We start from the raw sequence: 19,783 nt of genomic DNA on the forward strand, positions 1-19,783 counted from the left end.
CTGCAACGTCGCACCGATGTCCGCCGTCACCGTCGTCGTCATCGACTGCACCGAGACCGGCGCGTCGCCGCCCACGGCCACCGATCCGACCTGGATCTTCCGGCTGACCCTGCGCTCGGCGAGCTTGGCCGGTACGGACGGCATTCCTAGCGAAATCGCAGTCATCTGGTTCGTAACCCCAAGGTGTGTGCGTGGCTGGAGATCAGCGGACTCCGATCTCCGAGATTACGGCACCGGCCGTGGCCTCAGCACACCGCGCTCCTGAAGTCCACCCAAAGGTGAACTTCAGGACATCTCGCGTCATCAGGAGATTTTCACGGGGTTCACGACGTCCGCCACCAGGACGAGCAGCGTGAAGCAGATGAAAACTCCGGCGATCACATAGGCGACCGGCATCATCTTCGCCACATCGAACGGTCCGGGGTCAGGCCGCCGGACCAGCCGGGCGGTGTGGCGCCGGATGGACTCCCACACCGCGCCCGCGATGTGACCGCCGTCCAGCGGCAGCAGCGGCAGCATGTTGAACAGGAACAGCGAGAGGTTGAACCCGGCGACCAGGAAGAGCATGGTCGCGATCCGCTGGGAGGGCGGGATGTCGAGGTTGGCGACCTCGCCGCCGACCCGGGCCGCGCCCACGACGCCCATCGGGGAGTCCGCCTTGCGCTCGCCGTCCCCGAAGGCCGCGTTCCACAGGTCCGGGACCTTGGAGGGCAGGGCGATCATCGAGTCGATGCCGTCCTCGACCATGTTGCCCATACGGTCCACGGACTGCCCGAAGGACTGCTGGACCACTCCGTTGGCCGGGGTGAAGCCGAGGAAGCCGGCGGTGACGAACTCGCCCTCGACATAGCCGCCGTTCCCGTCGGACTTGGCGACCTGGTTCTCTATGAGGTTGGCGTGCAGGGTCTTGCGGACGCCGTCCCGTTCGACGGTGATCGTGGCGGGGCCGGTGGTCTCGCGGATGTCCTCCTGGAGGGCGCCCCAGTCCGGGGTGGGGTGGCCGTTGAAGGCGACGATCTTGTCCCGGGGCTGCAGACCGGCGGCCTTGGCCGGGGAGTCCTTGGCGCCCTTGGGGCATTTGTCGGTGGAGGCCGAGGCCGCGACCACGCACTGGGAGACCGTGCCCACATTGGTGGTCTGGGTGTTGACCCCGAAGCTCATCATCACCCCGAGGAAGATCACCACCGCGAGGATCAGGTTCATGAAGGGCCCGGCGAACATGACGATCACGCGCTTCCACGGCTTGCGCGTGTAGAACAGGCGCTTGTCGTCGCCGGGCTGGAGCTCCTCGAAGGCGGCCGACCGGGCGTCCTCGATCATGCCGCGCCACGGTGAGGTGGAGCGCGCGGCGATCTTTCCGTCGTCGCCCGGCGGGAACATCCCGATCATGCGGATATAGCCGCCGAACGGAACCGCCTTGATGCCGTACTCGGTCTCGCCCTTCTTCCGGGAGAAGATGGTCGGCCCGAAGCCGACCATGTACTGGGGCACCCGGATGCCGAAGAGCTTGGCCGTGGAGAGGTGGCCGAGCTCATGCCAGGCGATGGAGATCAGCAGGCCGACGGCGAACACCACTATGCCGAGGACCGTCATCAGTGTCGTCATGCGCGAGCCTCCGGGGTCGCCTTCGCCGCTCTGGCGGCCAGTTCCGTTGCGCGGGCGCGGGCCCATGTCTCGGCCTCGAGGACGTCCGCGACGGTGAGCCGGGTTCCCTCGGCCGGGGTGCCGTGCTCGGACACCACCTCCGCGACCGTATCGACGATTCCGTTGAACGGCAGCTTTCCGTCAAGGAAGGCGTCCACGCACTCCTCGTTCGCCGCGTTGAAGACGGCCGGGGCGGTGCCGCCGAGGTCGCCGACGTGGCGGGCGAGGCCGACGGAGGGGAACGCCTCGGTATCCAGGGGGAAGAACTCCCAGGTGTGGGCCTTGGTCCAGTCGCAGCCGGGCGCGGCGTCCGGCACCCGCTCGGGCCAGCCGAGGCCGAGCGCGATGGGCATCCGCATATCGGGCGGGCTCGCCTGGGCGAGCGTCGAGCCATCGGTGAATTCAACCATCGAGTGGATATACGACTGAGGGTGGACCACCACCTCAATCCGCTCGAAGGGAATGTCGTAGAGCAGGTGGGCCTCGATGACCTCCAGGCCCTTGTTGACGAGGGTCGCGGAGTTGATCGTGACCACCGGGCCCATGTCCCAGGTGGGGTGGGCCAGCGCCTGCTCCGGGGTGACCGAGGCCAGCTCCCGCTTCGTCCGGCCGCGGAACGGGCCGCCGGAGGCGGTGACGACCAGCTTGCGGACCTCCTCGCGGGCGCCGCCGAGCAGCGCCTGGAAGAGCGCGGAGTGCTCGGAGTCGACGGGGACGATCTGCCCGGGCTTGGCCACGGCCTTGACCAGGGGGCCGCCGACGATGAGCGATTCCTTGTTGGCCAGCGCCAGCACCCGGCCCGCCTCCAGGGCGGCCAGGGTGGGTGCCAGGCCGATGGAGCCGGTGATGCCGTTGAGCACGGTGTGGCACTGGGAGCGGGCGAGCTCGGTGGCCGCGTCGGGCCCCGCCAGGATCTCGGGGAGCGGCTCACCGGCGCCGTAGAGCGCGCTCAGCGCCTGGCGCACCTCGGCCACCGCCTCCGGCCGGGCGACCGCGACCCTGTCCACCCGCAGCCGGTGGGCCTGCTCGGCGAGGAGCCCGGCCCGTCCCCCGGCGGCGGACAGGCCGGTCACGCGGAAGCGGTCGGGGTTGCGCAGCACCACGTCGATGGCCTGGGTGCCGATCGAACCTGTGGAGCCCAGGATCACGATGTCGCGCACGCTCGCCGCGGCGGTGGCCGCCGGAACGCGCAGATGCGGGTCAGCCAGGGAATCCGTCATCCCCCCATTGTGGGGGCAAGGGGTGACGGCTCGGTGACAAGCCCCGGGATCCGGTGATCGCGGCTCCCGGGGGCCCGTCAGCACGTGCTCCGGCGGCTTCTCGGCGGCTCCTCAGTGGATGGGCCGGTGGACGTTCCGCTTGGCGGTGGGGCCGGGGGTGGCGTCGGCGATCCAGGGGCCGTCGCCGCTGGGGTCGATCACGCCGTGCTCGAGCCACTCGTACGTGCCGGAGAGCACCCCGGAGACCACCTTGCGGTCGAGTTCGTCGGTGTTGGTCCACAGCCGTCCGAAGAGCTCCTCGGCGCGGATCCTGGCCTGCCGGCAGAACGCGTCGGCCAACTGGTAGGCGGCGACGCCGTGGTCGCCGCGGGAGCGCAGCATCTCGGCCCGTACGCAGGCCGCGCTCATCGCGAACAGCTCCGCGCCGATGTCGACGATCCGGCTGAGGAAGCCCTGTTTGGTCTCCATCCGGCCCTGCCAGCGCGACATGGCGTAGAACGTGGAGCGGGCCAGCTTGCGCGCCGAGCGCTCCACGTAGCGCAGATGCGGGGAGAGGTCCGGGTGCCCGTCCGGGTGGAACTCCGGGTAGGAGCGGGGCAGTTGGCCGGGGCCGGTGAGCAGGCCGGGCAGCCAGCGGGCGTAGAAGCCACCGGCCTTGGCGGCCGCCTTGCCCTTGTCCTGGAGGGACTTGTCGGGGTCGATGAGATCGCCCGCCACCGACAGATGGGCGTCCACGGCCTCGCGGGCGATGAGGAGATGCATGATCTCGGTCGAGCCCTCGAAGATCCGGTTGATGCGCAGATCGCGGAGCATCTGCTCGGCGGGGACGGCCCGCTCCCCGCGGGCGGCCAGCGAGGCCGCGGTCTCATAGCCCCGGCCGCCGCGGATCTGGACCAGTTCGTCGGCCATCAGCCAGGCCATCTCGCTGCCGTAGAGCTTGGCGAGCGCCGCCTCGATGCGGATGTCGTTGCGGTCCTCGTCGGCCATCTGGGAGGCGAGGTCGATGACGGCCTCCAGGGCGAAGGTGGTCGCCGCGATGAAGGAGATCTTGGCGCCGACGGCCTCGTGCTTGGCGATGGGCTTGCCCCACTGCTCACGGGCGGCGGACCATTCGCGGGCGATTTTCAGACACCACTTCCCGGCGCCCGTGCACATCGCGGGCAGCGACAGCCGTCCGGTGTTGAGCGTGGTCAGCGCGATCTTGAGGCCGGCGCCCTCGGGGCCGATCCGGTTGGCGGCGGGGACGCGGACCCGGTGGAGGCGGGTGACGCCGTTCTCCAGACCGCGCAGCCCCATGAAGGCGTTGCGGTTCTCCACGGTGACGCCCTCGGCGGCGGTCTCGACGACGAAGGCGGTGATGCCGCCCTTGCGGCCCTCGGAGCGCGGCACCCGAGCCATCACCACCAGCAGGTCGGCGACCACGCCGTTGGTGGTCCACAGCTTGACGCCGTCCAGCAGGTAGTCGTCGCCGTCGGGCACGGCGGTGGTGGCGAGGCGGGCCGGGTCGGAGCCCACGTCCGGCTCGGTGAGCAGGAAGGCCGAGATGTCGGTGCGGGCGCAGCGGGGCAGGAAGCGGTCCTTCTGCTCCTGGGTGCCGAAGAGCTTCAGCGGCTGCGGTACGCCGATGGACTGGTGGGCGGAGAGCAGGGCGCCGATCGCCGGGCTGACGGAGCCGGCCAGGGCGAGGGCCTTGTTGTAGTAGACCTGGGTGAGGCCGAGACCCCCGTACTTGGTGTCGATCTTCATGCCGAGCGCGCCGAGTTCCTTGAGCCCCTTGATGGTCTCGTCGGGGATCTGCGCCTCGCGCTCGATACGGGCGGCGTCGACCCGCGTCTCGCAGAACTCCTGGAGCTTGGCGAGGAAGGTCTCACCTCGGCGGACGTCGTCCGGGGCGGAGGCGGGGTGGGGATGGATCAGATCGAGTCGGAAGCGGCCGAGGAAGAGCTCCTTGGCGAAGCTGGGCTTGTGCCATACCTGTTCGCGTGCGGCCTCGGCGACCTGGCGCGCTTCACGCTCGGACACCGGCCTGACGGAGGATGCGGTCATCGGTGCTCCCTTGCCGCGACGATCTCGTGACATTACCGGCACGTACCGCTGCCAGTGTGCCTCCGGTCCGACGGGACGGCAAAGCGGGAGGACGCCGGGATCTGGGGGTTCGGGAAGGATCGCCGCGGCGGCGGACCCGGCAGAAGTGCCGAGGGAGATGAATGTGGCGTTGAAGCGCTTCGACAGCCTCTGGACAGCCCTTGCGCTGCGGGTTTAGGGTCAATCCGCATGGCCAGGTGAAAAAGTCGCGGCCATGCGTCGAAGCGCTTCACTGAGATCCCCCGGATGGAGTCCCCCGCATGGTCACCCTCGCCGAGGTCGCCCGCCACGCCGGAGTCTCCGCCAGCACGGTGAGCTACGTCCTCAGCGGCAAGCGGTCGATCTCCGCTCCCACGCGCGAGCGCGTCGAGCACAGCATCAAGGAGCTCGGCTACCACCCCAACGCCGGAGCCCGCGCCCTGGCCAGCAGCCGCTCCAACATCCTGGCGCTCATGGTGCCACTGCGGACGGACATATATGTGCCGGTGATGATGGAGATCGCCATCGCGGTCGCCACCAACGCCCGCTCCCACGGCTATGACGTCCTGCTGCTCACCGGCGAGGAGGGCCCGGCGGCGGTGCGCCGGGTGACCGGCAGCGGGCTCGCCGACGCCATGATCGTGATGGATGTGGAGCTGGAGGACGAGCGGCTGCCGCTGCTGCACGCGGCCCGCCAGCCCACCGTGCTGATCGGGCTGCCCGCCGACACCGTCGGCCTGACCTGCGTCGATCTGGACTTCACCGCCACCGGTGCGCTGTGCGCCGAGCATCTGGCGGACCTCGGCCACCGGGAGATCGCCGTCGTGGGCGAGGCCCCGGCCGTCTATGAGCGCCACACCGGCTTCGCCGAGCGGACCCTGGAGGGGCTGCGCCGCCGCGCCGCCGGGTTGGGGGTGCGGCTGCTGCACCGGCCGTGCGAGGGCAGCTACGAGTCCATGGACGGCACCCTCTCCCGGATCTTCGACGAGCGGCCCGGCACCACCGGCTTCGTGGTGCAGAACGAGGCGGCCATCGATCCGCTGCTCAGCCTGTTGCGCCGGCAGGGGCGCGCGGTGCCCGAGGACGTCTCGGTGGTCGCCATATGCCCCGAGCAGGTGGCCACCCAGGCGTCGGTGCGGCTCACCTCGGTGGCCATCCCCGCGCAGGAGATGGGACGGCGCGCCGTGGAACTGGCGGTGGCGAAGCTGGCGGGCGGCGCCCCCGAGGAGCAGGTGACCCTGCTCGCCCCGGAGCTGACCGTACGGGCCAGCTCGGGCCCGGCGCCCGGCACGTCCTGACGCGATCTCGCCGGGCCGGTGGCGTACCGCCGCCGGGTGGCCGGGCGGCGGCGGTACGCGGGGGTCAGCTCGCGCTCACTCCGAAGCTGTTGGTGCGGAAGTCCAGGCCGCCGGCCGAGGAGGTGATCTCATAGCCGAACTGGACGTCGCCGATGGTCACATCGCCGAACCAGCCCTTGGTGTTCTTGATCCAGTTCACGATGGGCTTGATGTCCACGGAGCCGGAGGTGGAGTTCGAGGTGCGGATGAACGAGAAGACCTCATTGGCCCCGTTGCTGCCCTTGTAGACGCTCCAGGTGTGGCCGCCGAGGGTGACATTGCCCTGGGCGGTGCCGAGCGGGCCGACGGGGCCGGTCTTGTTGACCCACAGCATGATCTCGTAGTCGTAGTTGGAGTCCCAGATGTCGTACGAGGTGTTGTACGCGCCCGAGGACGGCACGGTGACGTTGTAGGTGCTGGTCAGCGTGGAGATGGCGCTGATCTTCTTGCCCACGACCTTCTTGGCGTTGGGGTAGGACTTGATGCCGCCGGTGTTCGGGTGGTTGGCCCACACTCCCCAGTCGCTGTAGGAGTTGGCCCAGGTGGTCTGGGCTCCGGCGCCGGAGCCCCAGATGTTGTTGTAGAGGGTGTAGCCGCCGTTGGACCAGGTGCCCCACTGGTCCGAGGAGGACCAGGTGGCGGCCTGGGCGGGAGCGGCGGCGAAGCCGATCAGCGCGAGTAACGCGATCAGTGGGGTCAGGAGGAGCGTTCGAGCGGCTCGTTGCACGGGACCTTCCCTTTCGGATGAGGGATTCGGGCTGAGCTTCAGGTGCGGGATTCGGGCGGAGCCAGGACCGTGACCGCGAAGCGGTCCAGCCGGACGCTGGTGTGGTGCGCGCGCCCGGTGAGCAGATCCGTCCGCGCGGACGGAGCGGACGGTAGGGGGACGACCGCCGAGGTGCGGCCGTGGTTGAGCAGGAAGAGATACGGGCCGCGCCGCACCGCCTCAACGCCCTCGGGGAGGCCGGGCAGCGCGGGTGCCAGCCCCGCCTCCTCGGCGGCGCGGCCGAGGAGGGCGCGCAGGGCGGCGGGTTCGGGGAGGGTGGAGACGTACCAGGCGGTGCCGGTGCCGTAGGCGTTACGGGTGACGGCGGGGCGGCCGTCGAGCTCACCGCCCTTGATCCGGGCGACCGGTTCGGCGGTGGACGGCTCCAGGTCCTCGGACCAGAGGGTGCCGTGGAACGCGCCCAGCCAGGCGCCCTCGGCGGTGAGCGTCTCGCCCTCGTCCAGCGGCCACCACTCGTGGACCGTACGGATGCCGAGGAGCCCGCGGAGGCGGGGGTCCACCCCGCCGGGGCGCACCCGGTCGTCCTCGTCGGCGACTCCGGTGAAGAAGCCGCAGACGAGGGTCCCGCCGCCGTGTACGTACGCCGCGAGGTTGTCCAGCGCCTCGTCGGTCAGCAGATACAGCTGGGGGACGGCGACGAGGGCGTAGTCGCTGAGGTCGGCGTGCGGATGGGCGAAGTCGGTGGTGAGGTTCCGCTCCCATAGGGCCTGGTGCCAGGCGCGCAGCAGTTGCTCGTAGGAGATCAGGGAGGAGGGGCGGCCGTCCTGGACGGTGGCCCACCAAGAGTGCCAGTCGTGCAGGATCGCGGCCCGCGCGGGGACGTCCGTGCCCACGACCGGGGCCAGTTCGCGCAGCTCGGCGCCGAGTTCGCGCACCCGCGCGAAGGTGTGGCTGTGCTCACCGGCGTGCGGGACCATCCCGGAGTGGAACTTCTCGCTGCCCTGCCGGGACTGCCGCCACTGGAAGAAGCAGACCGCGTCGGCGCCGCGCGCGACGGCCTGGAGGGACCACAGCCGCATCAGCCCGTGCGGCTTGGGGTGGTTGACGCCGCGCCAGTTGACCGGGCCCGCGGCCTGCTCCATGAGGACCCAGGGGCCGCCCGCCTGGGAGCGGGTCAGATCCTGGACCAGCGCGCCGTAGGCGGCCGCGTGCGGGTCCTTGGGGTCGGGGTAGAGGTCGACCGAGACCACGTCCTCCTCCGCCGCCCAGGCCCAGCCGTCCTGGCCGATGAACAGCGGCATGAAGTTGGTGGTCACGGGGATGTGCGGGGTGCGGGCGGCCAGTGCCTCGCGTTCGGCGGTGAAGCACTCCAGCAGGGCGTCGCTGGTGAAGCGGCGGAAGTCCAGCGCCTGACCGGGGTTGATCAGGTACTGGGCGCGGCGCGGCGGGATGATCTCCTCCCAGGAGTCGTAGCGCTGGCTCCAGAAGGCCGTCCCCCAGGCCTCGTTGAGGGCGTCCAGGTCGCCGTACCGCGTGCGCAGCCAGCGGCGGAAGTGCCGGGCGGTTTCGTCGCACCAGCAGTGGGTGCCGTACTCGTTGCCGACGTGCCACATCCGCAGGGCCGGATGGCCGCCGTAGCGGTCCGCCAGGTCCTCGGTGATGCGCAGGGCGTGGTCGCGGTAGACGGGGGACGAGGCGCAGAACTGGTTCCGTGAGCCGTACCAGACGACCGTGCCGTTCTCGTCGCGCGGCAGGGTCTCGGGATGGCGGGAGCCCATCCAGGGCGGCGGGGAGGCGGTCGGGGTGGCCAGGCACACCTCGATCCCGCCCTCGTGGAGCAGGTCCAGGACCCGGTCCAGCCAGTCGAAGTCCCGTGCGCCGGGGCGGGGTTCGAGCCGGGCCCAGGAGAAGACGCCGACGGTGACGGTGGTGACGCCCGCCCGGCGCATCAACCGGATGTCGTCGTGCCAGACGCTCTCCGGCCACTGCTCGGGGTTGTAGTCGCCGCCGTAGAGGACGCGGCCGCGGGTGGCGTCGTTCAGGTCGGGCATACCGGCTCCCGTCTCGGGTCGGCTGGGTACGGGGGCGACCGGCGTCAGCCCTTGACGGCGCCGGTGAGCATGCCCTTGGTGAAGTGCTTCTGGACGAAGGGGTAGAGCACCGCGACCGGGATCAGCGCGAGCACCATGACGGCCATCTGCACGGCCAGTCCGGGGATCTGCTGGGTGGAGATCATCTGGGACATGCCCTGCGGCGCCTGCTGCTTGATCACCAGCTGGCGCAGGATCATCTGCAGCGGCCACTTGTCCTGGTCGTTGAGGTAGAGCATGGCGTTGAACCACTGGCTCCAGTAGCCGACCGCGTAGAAGAGCGAGACCACCGCGATCACGGCCTTCGACAGCGGCAGCACGATGCGGAACAGGATCCGCCAGTCCCCCGCGCCGTCGATCCGGGCGCTGTCGATCAGCTCGGGCGCGATGTTCTGGAAGAACGCCCGCAGCACCAGGACATTGAAGACCGAGACAGCCCCGGGCAGGATCATCGACCAGTAGCTGCCCTCCAGGCCGACGCCGGTGACCAGCAGATACGTGGGGATGAGACCGGCGTTGAAGAACATGGTGACCAGCAGCACCATCAGGATCGGCCGGTGCAGGAAGGACCCCTGGCGGGACAGGCCGTAGGCGCACAGGACCGAGACGACGGTGCTGATCACGGTGCCCACGGCGGTGAGCGCCAGGCTGACGAGCGTGGCCCGGGTCACCGTGCCGCCGCTCAGCAGCTCGGTGTAGGCCCGGAAGGTGATCGTCTTGGGGACGATCACCAGTCCCCCGGCGTCGGTGATGGTCCTCTGGTCGGAGAGGCTGGTGACGATCACCACCCACAGCGGGCCGAGGATCGCCAGACACACCCCGGCCAGGGTGGCCCCCTTGAGCCCCTGGCCGACCCTGCCGGGCTCCTCCTCCCACACCGGGCGCCGCTCGTCGCGGCGCCGCCGCGGGGGCGGGGCAGCGGGTCCGGCCTCGGCCGCGGTCCGCTCGGTCACGGTCATTTCCGGTAAACCCCCTGCTCGCCGAGCATATGGGCGACTTTGTTGGCGATCAGCACCAGCACCAGGCTGAAGGCGCCCTTGATCAGACCGCCGGCGGCGGCGATCCCGTAGTCGGTGTTGGCGATGCCGACCCACCACACATAGGTGTCGAAGACCTCCGAGGCGCCGGGCCCCACCGCGTCGCGCTGGAGCAGGATCTGCTCGAAGCCGACGGTCAGCGAGTCGCCGACGCGCAGCACCAGCAGCAGGGCGACCACGGGGCGCAGCGCGGGCAGCGTGACGTGCCACATCCGGCGTCGGCGGTTCGCGCCGTCCACGGCCGCGGCCTCGTAGAGGTCCTGGTTGACGGCGGAGAGCGCGGCCAGGAAGACGATCACGCCCCAGCCCGCGTCCTTCCACACCAGCTGGGCGGTGATCAGGAACTTGAAGACGCCCGGGTCGGTCATCAGGTCGAAGCCCTCGTGGCCATGGGCGCGCAGCTGCTGGGCGAGCAGTCCGGCACCGCCGAGCATCTGCTGGAAGATCGTGATCACCAGCACCCAGGAGAAGAAGTGCGGCAGGTACAGGATCGACTGCACCAGGCCGCGGACCTTGTCGCTGAGCACGCTGTTGAGCAGCAGCGCCAGCGCGATGGGCACCGGGAAGAACAGCACCAGCTGGATGAAGGTGATGGAGAGGGTGTTGGCGAAGGCGTCCCAGAAGCGGCTGTCCTCGAAGAGGAGGGTGAAGTTGTCGAGGCCCACCCAGGGGCTGGTCCACAGCCCCTGGGTGAACGGGTCGTAGTCCTTGAAGGCGACCGTGGTCCAGAGCAGCGGGACGTAGGTGAAGAGCAGGAGCAGACCGACGGCGGGGGCGACCATCAGCAGCAGGGTGCGGTCGCGGCGCAGCCGGTGCCACCATCCGGTGCGGGCGGTCGGGGTGCCGGGGCCCGGCGCGCCGCTTCGGTCCGCGGGGGCGGCGCGGCCCGCCGGGGTACCACGATCCGCCAGGGCGCCACGGTCGGCCAGGGCGCCACGGGCCCGCTTGGCCATCAGGCGCCGCCGCCGTTCTCGTCGAGGAGCTTGGCATACCAGTCGCGGAGCCGGTCGCCGCCGCCGCTGCGCCAGTCGCTGATGGCCCGCTGTGCGTCCTTGATCGACTTACGGCCGCGGGTGACGTCCTTGGCGAGGTCCTCGAACGGCGTGTAGAGCGAGGCGTACCGATTGGGCTCCTGGATCTGCATTCCGTAGAAGAGCGGTTTCCTGGCGAACTTGCACATCCGCCGCATCCAGCCGCAGTAGTCCTCGACCATCTGCGGGAAGTCCGGATAGGCGACGCTCGCCTGCGGGGAGACGATGAAGCGGTAGGTGTCCTGGACGTCACGGACTCCTGTGGCGTTCTTGACCGGTACGCCCTTCTTCATGTCGTGGTGCACGCCTTCGACGCCGTAGTCGATGAGGCGCTGCTCCTTGGTGCCGAAGGGCGCGGCGATGAAGTTCGCGAGGGCGAGGATTTCCTCGATCTGATCCTTGGAGAGGTCCTTGTTGAGGAAGGACCAGATCTGGGCGGGCGGGTCGAGATAGATGACCGGGTCACCGCCGTCGGGGCCGAACCAGTCCATTCCCTGAATCTTGAAGTCGGGGTTGGGACCGGCCTGTTCGAAGGTGGCGCCGTACCACTTGGCGTCGCCGTCGTTGTAGAGGAGGGTCTGCCCGGAGGTGAAGCGGGTCAGCGCGTCATTGGCCTTGCCCGCGACCGCGTCGGGGTGGACATAGCCCCCGGCGAAGAGCTTGCGGCACCATTCCAGGGCCTCGAGGTAGTTCTCGGTCTCGACCTTGTGGACCAGCTTGCCGTTCTTCTCGATCCAGTAGTACGGCTTCTCGCCCGGGCAGCCGAAGAACCGCTGCGCCGACCACCACATGTCGTCGCAGGCCCATACCTTGCTCTTGGGCCGGGTGATCTCCTTGGCCAGGGCGAGGAATTCCGCCGGGCTCTTGGGGACGTGATAGCCCTCCTTGGAGAAGATGTCCTCGCGGTAGTACGGAATGACGCCGGTCAGCGGACGGGAGGGCATCGGCAGCCCGCGGAGCTTGCCGCCGAAGACGGACATCTGCCAGGCGGCGGTGGGAATGGCGGCGAGGTTCGGATATTTCTTGACCTGGTCACCGGAGAGATACGGTCCCAGATCGGCGAATTTGGCGCTGATCGCGCCATGGATCCGCCCGCCCATCTCCCAGAGCGGGATCATCACGATATCGGCGATGTCTCCGGAGGCGAGGACGGCGCCGAGCTTCTCGCCGTAGGTGTTGCCGTCCTGCGGCTGGAGCTTGACCGTGGCGCCGAGCGCGTCGTTGACCGCCTTGTAATAGGCGTTGTTCTTGGGCGGCGGGGTGCCCCAGAGGGGTTCGAACATCGTGTAGCCGCCGCCGTGGCCGGGCTTGCCCTTCACCGAGGCGACCAGTTCGGCGGCGGGCGGGGCCTTGGTGTAGCCGGGGCTGGAGCCGTTGACGCTGGGGATGTCCGGGTCCGCCACCTTCGAGGCCACATAGGTCGGCAGCAGGTTCTTCAGCTCCTTGCCCGAGGTGGTGCCGCCCTTGCCGGAGCCCTCCTCGGTGGAACAGCCGGTGAGCAGCGGAACCCCTCCCACGACAGCCGCCGCGGCAACCGCCATGGCGGCCAGGAAGGTTCTCCGGCTGGGAGGGGAAGTGGAGGCCGAAGCCTGGGAATTCGGCATTGCGTCAACCCTTCGTGGCGTGCCCGCCATACGACCGATGGTCGAGTTGGCCGAGATTGATCGAAGATTGGTCGAAGCGCTTCGATATTGCGCTGAGATTAAGACGGGGGGTGGGGCCGCGCAAGAGTGGTGGCGCAAGGTGCTGATGGGTTGCGCTCCCGTGGAGCCTTGACAGGGTGGGCATGGTGCGCCCAGCATCGAAGCGCTTCGAATCGACGTCGAATCGACGCGTCAGGAGCGGGGGAAGTCGGCGCACGAGCGTCGGCGCACAAGCTGGGGAAGAGGGGCCGTATCCGTGAGCGATGACGGTGATCTGATCACGCGTCCGCCCTTTCGCGATCCGCCCTTTCGCGATCCACGGCTGCCGGTGCGTACCCGCGTCGAGGACCTGCTGGCCCGGCTCACACTGGATGAGCGGATCGCGATGCTCCACCAGTACGCGCCCGGAGTGGAGCGGCTCGGCCTCGCGCCCTTCCGCACCGGGCAGGAGGCGCTGCACGGCGTCGCCTGGATGGGTCCGGCGACCGTCTTCCCCCAGGCCGTGGGGCTCGGCGCGACCTGGAACCCGGAGCTGGTGCGGCGCGTCGGCGAGGCGGTCGGCCGCGAGGCACGGGCCATGCGCGCACACGATCCGCGGGTGGGCCTCAATGTGTGGTCGCCGACGGTGAATCTGCTGCGCGATCCGCGCTGGGGCCGCAACGAGGAGGGGTACGCCGAGGATCCGTACCTCACCTCGGCCCTGGCCACGGCCTACACCCGTGGGCTGCGCGGCGATCACCCGGATCGTTGGCGCACCGCGCCGGTCCTCAAGCACTGGCTGGCCCACAACAACGAGACCGACCGGGACACCACCTCCTCCTCGGTGCGGCCGCGGGTGCTCCACGAATACGATCTGGCGGCCTTCCGCGGGGCGGTGCGGGCGGGCGCGGTGGCCGGGGTGATGCCCGCGTACAACCTGGTCAACGGGCGGCCCAACCACGTCTCCCCGTATCTGCGCGAGCACCTGCGCACCTGGACCGACCAGGAGCTGGTGGTCTGCTCCGACGCGGGCGCGCCATCCAATCTGGTCGACTCCGAGCACTACTTCGACACCCATGAGGAGGCCGTCGCCGCGGCCCTGCGAGCCGGAGTGGACAGCTTCACCGACCACGACCAGGACGCGTCGAAGACGATCGCGCGGGTGCGGGGCGCGCTGGCACGCGGGCTGATCGACGTGTCCACGGTGGACACGGCGGTGCGGCGGCTGCTGGGGATGCGGTGTGCGCTGGGCGAGTTCGACGAGCCCGGCGGGCAACCAGAGGAGTCCGACGGCGCCTTCGACACCCCGGCCCATCGCGCGCTCGCCCTGGAGGCCGCCGAACAGGCCGTCGTCCTGCTCACCAACGACGGTCTGCTGCCGCTCTCCGAGAGCGCCGTCCGCACCCTCGCGGTCGTCGGTCCGCTCGCCGACGAGTGCAAGCTGGACTGGTACAGCGGCAGCCTGATCCGCCGCAGTTCGCCGCGCGAGGCGCTGGCCGAGCGGCTCGGCGCGGACCGGGTGGTGTCCGCGGACGGCCTGGACACCGTACGGCTGCGCACGGCGGCCGGTTGGGTGCGGGTGCCGGACGCGGTGGCGGAGGACGAGGGTCCCGCGGAGGCAGCGGGCTCGCTCAACCCCGCGCATACGGCGGGCCGTACCGATCTGCCGCCGCTGACCGTCGGCGACACCCCCACCGATCTGTCCCTGGCCGACTGGGGCGGCGGTGTGCTCACCCTGCGCGCGCCCTCCGGCCGCTGTCTGACCGTGGCCGAGGACGGCTTCGTCCGCGCGGCGGCGGAGCAGCCCGGGGGCTGGGTGGTCCAGGAGACGTTCACACTCGAAGCGCACCCCGACGGACACCTCCTCAGGCACCTGGGGACGGGTGGCTACGTGTGTGTCGCCGCGGGCGGGCTGAAGGTTGCCGAACGCGGCGGCGGCGAGAAGGGGACCGGGACCGTCTTCCGGCTGGAGGTCGTCGAGCGCGGCGAGGACGCGGTGGCCCGCGCCGCCGCGCGGGCGGACGCCGTGGTGGTCGTGGCGGGCAACGACCCGCACATCGGCGGCCGGGAGACCGAGGACCGCACCACCCTCGCCCTGCCCGACCGGCAGCAGCGGCTGTGGCGCGCGGCCCACGCCGCCAATCCGCGGACCGCGCTGGTACTGGCCTCGAGCTATCCGTACGCGGTCGCGGAGGCGGCCGACGCGCTGCCCGCGCTGCTGTGGACGGCCCACGGCGGCCAGGCGGCGGGCACGGCGCTGGCCCGGGTGCTGTTCGGGGACGTCTCACCGGCGGGGCGGCTGCCGCAGACCTGGTACGCCTCCGACCACGAGCTGCCCGATCCGCTCGACTACGACATCATCGCCTCGCGCGCCACCTATCTGTACTTCGACGGCGCTCCGCTCTTCCCCTTCGGGCACGGCCTGTCGTACACCGCCTTCGCCTACGGCGAGCTGTCCGTGCGGCGGGAGGCGGGGCTGACCGTGGAGTGCGAGGTCACCAACTCCGGTCCGTGCGACGGCGAGGAGGTCGTGCAGATCTACGCGAGCGCGCCGGGGTCACGGCTCCCGCTGCCGCACCGGCGGCTCATCGGCCACCGCAGGGTGTGGCTGCGCCGGGGCGAGCGGGTGCGGCTGTTCTTCACCGTGCCGGTCGAGGACGCGTTGGGCTTCTGGGACGTGGCACACGGCCGCTGGAACGTCGACCCGGGGACGTACGAGATCCACGCGGGCGCGTCCAGCGCGGACCTCCGAGCCACCGCCACCGTGACCGTCGAGGGCCCGCCGCCCGCACCGCGCCCGGTGCTGCGGCGCGGTCTGGAGGCCGCGGACTACGACGCGGCCGACGGGATCGTGCTGGTGGACCGCGCCAAGGTCCGCGGGGACGCGGTGGCCTGCCGTGACGGCGCGGTCGGCCGACTACTCTTCCGCGGCTGCGACTTCGGCGCGGGGGCGATGTCGATGACGGTCGAGGCCGCGTACGACTCCGCCGAGGCGGGGGGCGGCGTGACGGTTGACGCGACGGTTACGGAGGACGGCACGACGGTTGCGGGGGACGGCGCGACGGTTGGCGGGACGGTCGAGGCGCACCTCGCCGACGGCACCACCCTGGTCAACGCCGCCGTCCCGCCCACCGGCGGCCGCTATGCCTACACCACGGTCCGCGCCGCCCTGCCCACGCCGCCGGCCGGCGTCCAGGACCTGCACATCACGCTGCGCGGCGGCGGCCTGAGACTGGCCCGTCTCGGCTTCTCCGGTTGAGGGTCCGGAGTGGCCGGGACGGGTCAACCCCATGCGTTCCGCATACGCCGGGCCCCACCGCGCGGCGGGGCCCGGCGGTGGGTGGATCAGAGGTCGAGGCCGGTGAGGACCATGACCCGCTCGTAGGTGTAGTCCTCCATCGCGTACCGCACGCCCTCGCGGCCGACGCCGGACCTCTTGGCGCCGCCGTAGGGCATCTGGTCGGCGCGGTACGAGGGCACATCACCGATGATCACGCCGCCGACCTCCAGCGCGCGGTGGGCGCGGAAGGCGGTCCGCACCTCGCGGGTGAAGACGCCCGCCTGCAGGCCGTACTTGGAGTCGTTGACGGCCGCGAACGCCTCGTCCTCGTCCGCCACCCTGTGCAGGGTGAGCACCGGTCCGAAGATCTCCTCGCAGGAGAGGGTGACATCCGCGGGGACGTCCGCGAGCACGGTCGGGGCGTAGCTCGAGCCCTCGCGCTTGCCGCCGGTGAGCAGCTTCGCACCGGCCCGGACGGCCTCGTCGACCCAGGACTCGACGCGCTTGGCTGCGTCCTCGCTGATCAGCGGGCCGACATCGGTGGCGTCCTCGGTCGGGTCGCCGGTGGCCTGCGCCTCGACGGCCGCGACGATCTTCGGCACGAGCTCCTCGTAGACGGACGCGTCCGCGATCACCCGCTGCACGGAGATGCAGGACTGTCCGCCCTGGTAGTTGGAGAAGGTGCCGATGCGGGTGGCCGCCCAGTCGAGGTCGGCGTCGGCGGCGTAGTCCGACAGGACGACCGCGGCACCGTTGCCACCGAGCTCCAGGGTGCAGTGCTTGAGCGGCACCGACTCCTTGATCGCGTAGCCGACCTTCTCCGAACCGGTGAAGGAGATGACCGGCAGCCGCTCGTCCTGGACCAGCGCGGGCATCCGGTCGTTGGGCACCGTAAGGACGCTCCAGGAGCCCGCCGGGAGCTCGGTCTCGGCCAGCAGCTCGCCGAGGATCAGCGCGGACAGCGGGGTCGCGGGCGCCGGCTTGAGGATGATCGGCGTGCCGACGGCGATCGCCGGGGCGACCTTGTGGGCGCTGAGGTTCAGCGGGAAGTTGAACGGCGCGATGCCGAGGACCGTGCCGCGCGGGAAGCGGCGGGTCAGCGCGAGCCGCCCGGTGCCACCGGCGTCGGTGTCCAGCCGCTGGGCGTCCCCGCTGTTGAACCGGCGGGCCTCCTCGGACGCGAGCCGGAAGACGGACACGGCGCGGCCCACCTCGCCGCGCGCCCACTTGATCGGCTTGCCGTTCTCGTCCGAGATCAGCCGGGCGATCTCCTCGCCGCGCTCGGCGAGACGGCGCGACACATGGTCCAGCGCGGCGGCCCGGACGTGCGCGGGGGTCGCGGCGAACTCCTCGCGCACCGCGTCGGCCGCGGCGACGGCCTCCTCGATCTGCGCATCGGTGGGAACGCTCACCACGCCGACGCGGCGGCCGTCCCAGGGCGAGGTGACCTCGAGCGTGCTCTCGCCCGTCGCCTTACGGCCGGCGAGCCAGAACGCGTGGGTGACAGCTTCGTGTGTGTCTGGCACAGCGGATCCCGACCCTTCTGAAGTGGTGTCTCTCCTCCCACCGTAGGCGCGCCCCGGCTGCTCGGCGTTTGTCCGAGGCGTAGCAGTCGGGCGCGCGGGCGCTACGCAATGGCGTGCCGGAATGGGGAGGGATCGGGAGGAGGGGGTTGTGGTCGGTGGACGGGAAGCGGTGACCGCGATCGGGAAACGGCGGCTCGGGGCGGCGGCCCGGGGCGGCGGCGGGCGCTTCAGGCCGAGGTGCCGGGGGCCGTGGCCTTGAGGGCCAGCCACAGCTCCATACGGGCGTCCGGATCGTCCAGGGAACGGCCCAGGATCTCCTCGACGCGGCGCATCCGGTAGCGCAGGGTGTGCCGGTGGACACCGAGGTCGGCGGCGGCCGCGTCCCACTGGCCGTGCCGGGAGAGCCAGGCGCGCAGCGAGGCGACCAGGTCGCCCCGGCCGGTGGCGTCGTGCTCGTGCAGGGCACGCAGCATGCCGTCGGCGAACGCCCGGACGGCGTCGTCGGCGAGCAGGGGCAGTACGGAACCCGCCGCGACCTGCTCGTGCTCGACCAGCATCCGGCCACGGCGGCGCGCCACCGACAGCGCCTGCTCCGCCTGGCGGTAGGCGGCCGCGGCGGCGATGGGGCCCGCGGGGGCGGACAGCCCGATGACGAGCTCGTCGCCGCGGGGCGCGGCGGCCGCGGCGCGGTCGCGGGGGCGGGCCTTCGTACCCCGGCGGGCCTCGACGGCCCGGGCGTGCTCGGCGCACGCCGCGACCGCCGCCCCGCCGTCGGGGGCCAGCACGATGAGCCGCTCGCCGTCGGGCACGACCAGCACCGACTCGCCGATACGGGCCGCGGCCGCCTCCATGGCGTCGATGAGGGTGCCGAGGGGGTCGGCCGCCTCGGCTTCACCCGCCGCGGTGGTGGTTTCCGTGGGGCGTTCCGCGGGGGCATCGTCCGCGGCCGAGGACGCCACGTGGGCCTGCTGGGCCGTAGCACCGGACGGCACCTCGGCGACCAGCATCCGGAACGGCGCGTCGAGCAGCCCGCCGTACAGCTGCCCGGCGACCGCCCGCGCATGGTCGGGCTCACCCGCGAGCAGCATCCGCAGCACGGCGGCGCCGAGCCGCTGCTCGGCCTCCTGGAGGGCGCGGGAACGCTCGGTGGTCAGGGTCAGCAGCGCGACCGCGGAGTGCACGGCGTAGCGCTCGGCGGTGCCCAGCGGCGCACCCGTACCGACCGCGAGCACACCACGCATACGGCGCCCCGTGCCCAGCGACTGGAGCTCGACCCGGTCGGCGACGGCCGTGTCCTCGGCCGGTTCCGCGCCCGTGGCCCCGGCCGGCCCGCAGCCCCCGCCGACCACGATGCTCGCGGGGCCGGGGCGGGAGCGCAGCCGCTCGACGTCGGCGGTGAGCCGGGCGGCGCGGCGGGCGGCCCAGTCCGGTGCGGCGGCGACCACGGCGCCGGAGACGTCGTAGAGCGCGGCCCAGCCATCGACGTGGGCGGCGAGCCGGGCGAGCAGCGCGGTGGGCCCCTCGGCGCCGATGGCGGCACGGGTCAGCTCGCGCTGCGCCTCGAACCCGGCCGTCACGGCCCGGTACTGGTCGGCGGCTATCGCCGCGGAGACGGCCTTGCTGATCGCGATGAAGGGGGTACGGCGGTCCACGCCGAGCAGCGGCAGCCCCTCCTCCTTGGCCGCCGTGGCGAGCGCGGGCGGCACCTCGGCGTAGTTGACGCCGAGCGCGAAGCCGAGCCCGACCACGCCCGCGCCCACCAGCCGCCGCACATAGCGGCTCATCTCCTCCGGGTCATCGGCCTCGATCTGCATCGCGGTGATCAGGAGCAGCTCGCCGCCGTCCATATAGGGCACGGGGTCGGCCAGCTCGCTGACATGCGCCCAGCGCACGGGCGTCTCCAGCCGGTCCTCGCCCGCGAGGACGGACAGCTTGAGACCGGGGTGGCGGACGAGTGAGGCGAGCGTGGGAGGCATGGCACCTTCGAAGCGAATGCGACGACTTGCGACGACTTCACCGCCCCGTATGAACGGCTACTGCCGATTCTGCCTCAATGGAGGAAATCACGGAATTGACGGCCCGATTTCGCCACGGGTATGGCCGTGAGGCTGCGGTTCCGGGGGGGGGGGCGCCCCCCCCCCGGGGGCCCCCCGCGCCCCCGCCGCCGGCGCGGCGCGCGCCCCCAGAGACGAGCAGAGCCACCCC

The 19,783-nt window shown here is 71.3% G+C and carries 13 protein-coding genes; 2 read left to right on the plus strand and 11 right to left on the minus strand.

Annotated features, from left to right (window positions below; all coding sequences use genetic code 11):
• The 4 genes from ACFXB5_RS13750 to ACFXB5_RS13765 all read right to left on the minus strand — a co-directional run.
• The coding region (locus ACFXB5_RS13750) for a flavodoxin-dependent (E)-4-hydroxy-3-methylbut-2-enyl-diphosphate synthase (protein WP_385206762.1) at positions 1-165 on the minus strand (165 nt) is incomplete at its 3' end.
• A 138-nt stretch (positions 166-303) separates the two neighbouring features.
• A complete protein-coding gene (locus tag ACFXB5_RS13755; protein WP_385206621.1) occupies positions 304-1,605 on the minus strand; it encodes a M50 family metallopeptidase in 1,302 nt (433 codons plus the stop codon).
• Positions 1,602-2,864 carry a 1-deoxy-D-xylulose-5-phosphate reductoisomerase gene (dxr, locus tag ACFXB5_RS13760; protein WP_385206623.1) on the minus strand — a complete coding sequence of 421 codons (1,263 nt, stop codon included), beginning with the start codon at positions 2,862-2,864 and terminating at the stop codon, positions 1,602-1,604. The genes ACFXB5_RS13755 and dxr overlap by 4 nt, the downstream gene beginning before the upstream one ends.
• Before the next feature lie 111 nt (positions 2,865-2,975).
• The gene (locus ACFXB5_RS13765; RefSeq protein WP_385206626.1) at positions 2,976-4,910 is read right to left on the minus strand and encodes an acyl-CoA dehydrogenase family protein; all 1,935 of its coding nucleotides are present in this window, start codon (positions 4,908-4,910) and stop codon (positions 2,976-2,978) included.
• A 299-nt stretch (positions 4,911-5,209) separates the two neighbouring features.
• Here ACFXB5_RS13765 and ACFXB5_RS13770 point away from each other — a divergent pair, with 299 nt between their 5' ends.
• Positions 5,210-6,226 carry a LacI family DNA-binding transcriptional regulator gene (locus tag ACFXB5_RS13770; RefSeq protein WP_385206629.1) on the plus strand — a complete coding sequence of 339 codons (1,017 nt, stop codon included), beginning with the start codon at positions 5,210-5,212 and terminating at the stop codon, positions 6,224-6,226.
• A gap of 64 nt (positions 6,227-6,290) precedes the next feature.
• Here ACFXB5_RS13770 and ACFXB5_RS13775 read toward each other — a convergent pair whose 3' ends face one another.
• Genes ACFXB5_RS13775 through ACFXB5_RS13795 form a run of 5 tightly spaced genes read right to left on the minus strand, consistent with a single transcriptional unit; the run spans position 6,291 to position 12,754 of the window.
• Positions 6,291-6,992 carry a hypothetical protein gene (locus ACFXB5_RS13775; protein ID WP_385206632.1) on the minus strand — a complete coding sequence of 234 codons (702 nt, stop codon included), beginning with the start codon at positions 6,990-6,992 and terminating at the stop codon, positions 6,291-6,293.
• Positions 6,993-7,030: 38 nt separating this feature from the next.
• Complete coding sequence (locus ACFXB5_RS13780) at positions 7,031-9,043, minus strand: beta-galactosidase (RefSeq protein ID WP_385206634.1); 2,013 nt, start codon at positions 9,041-9,043, stop codon at positions 7,031-7,033.
• A gap of 44 nt (positions 9,044-9,087) precedes the next feature.
• Positions 9,088-10,041, minus strand: a complete 954-nt coding sequence (locus ACFXB5_RS13785; protein WP_385206637.1) for a carbohydrate ABC transporter permease — start codon at positions 10,039-10,041, stop codon at positions 9,088-9,090.
• A complete protein-coding gene (locus ACFXB5_RS13790) occupies positions 10,038-11,072 on the minus strand; it encodes an ABC transporter permease (RefSeq protein ID WP_385206639.1) in 1,035 nt (344 codons plus the stop codon). The genes ACFXB5_RS13785 and ACFXB5_RS13790 overlap by 4 nt, the downstream gene beginning before the upstream one ends.
• Positions 11,072-12,754 (minus strand): extracellular solute-binding protein, encoded by a 1,683-nt coding sequence (locus ACFXB5_RS13795; protein ID WP_385206641.1) that lies wholly within the window; start codon positions 12,752-12,754, stop codon positions 11,072-11,074. The genes ACFXB5_RS13790 and ACFXB5_RS13795 overlap by 1 nt, the downstream gene beginning before the upstream one ends.
• A gap of 295 nt (positions 12,755-13,049) precedes the next feature.
• On the opposite strand from ACFXB5_RS13795, the gene ACFXB5_RS13800 reads away from it, so the two are divergent.
• Positions 13,050-16,031, plus strand: coding sequence for a glycoside hydrolase family 3 C-terminal domain-containing protein (locus ACFXB5_RS13800; protein ID WP_385206644.1), 2,982 nt, complete (start codon positions 13,050-13,052; stop codon positions 16,029-16,031).
• Positions 16,032-16,117: 86 nt separating this feature from the next.
• On the opposite strand, the gene ACFXB5_RS13805 is transcribed toward ACFXB5_RS13800, so the two are convergent.
• Entirely contained in the window at positions 16,118-17,578 is a 1,461-nt protein-coding gene (locus ACFXB5_RS13805) for an aldehyde dehydrogenase family protein (RefSeq protein ID WP_385206647.1), read from the minus strand.
• A 227-nt stretch (positions 17,579-17,805) separates the two neighbouring features.
• Positions 17,806-19,554: a PucR family transcriptional regulator gene (locus ACFXB5_RS13810; protein WP_385206649.1), complete on the minus strand. Its 1,749-nt coding sequence runs from the start codon at positions 19,552-19,554 to the stop codon at positions 17,806-17,808.
• Positions 19,555-19,783: the final 229 nt, after the last annotated feature.

Source organism: Streptomyces sp. NPDC059455 (assembly GCF_042750115.1).
GTDB lineage: Bacteria > Actinomycetota > Actinomycetes > Streptomycetales > Streptomycetaceae > Streptomyces > Streptomyces endocoffeicus.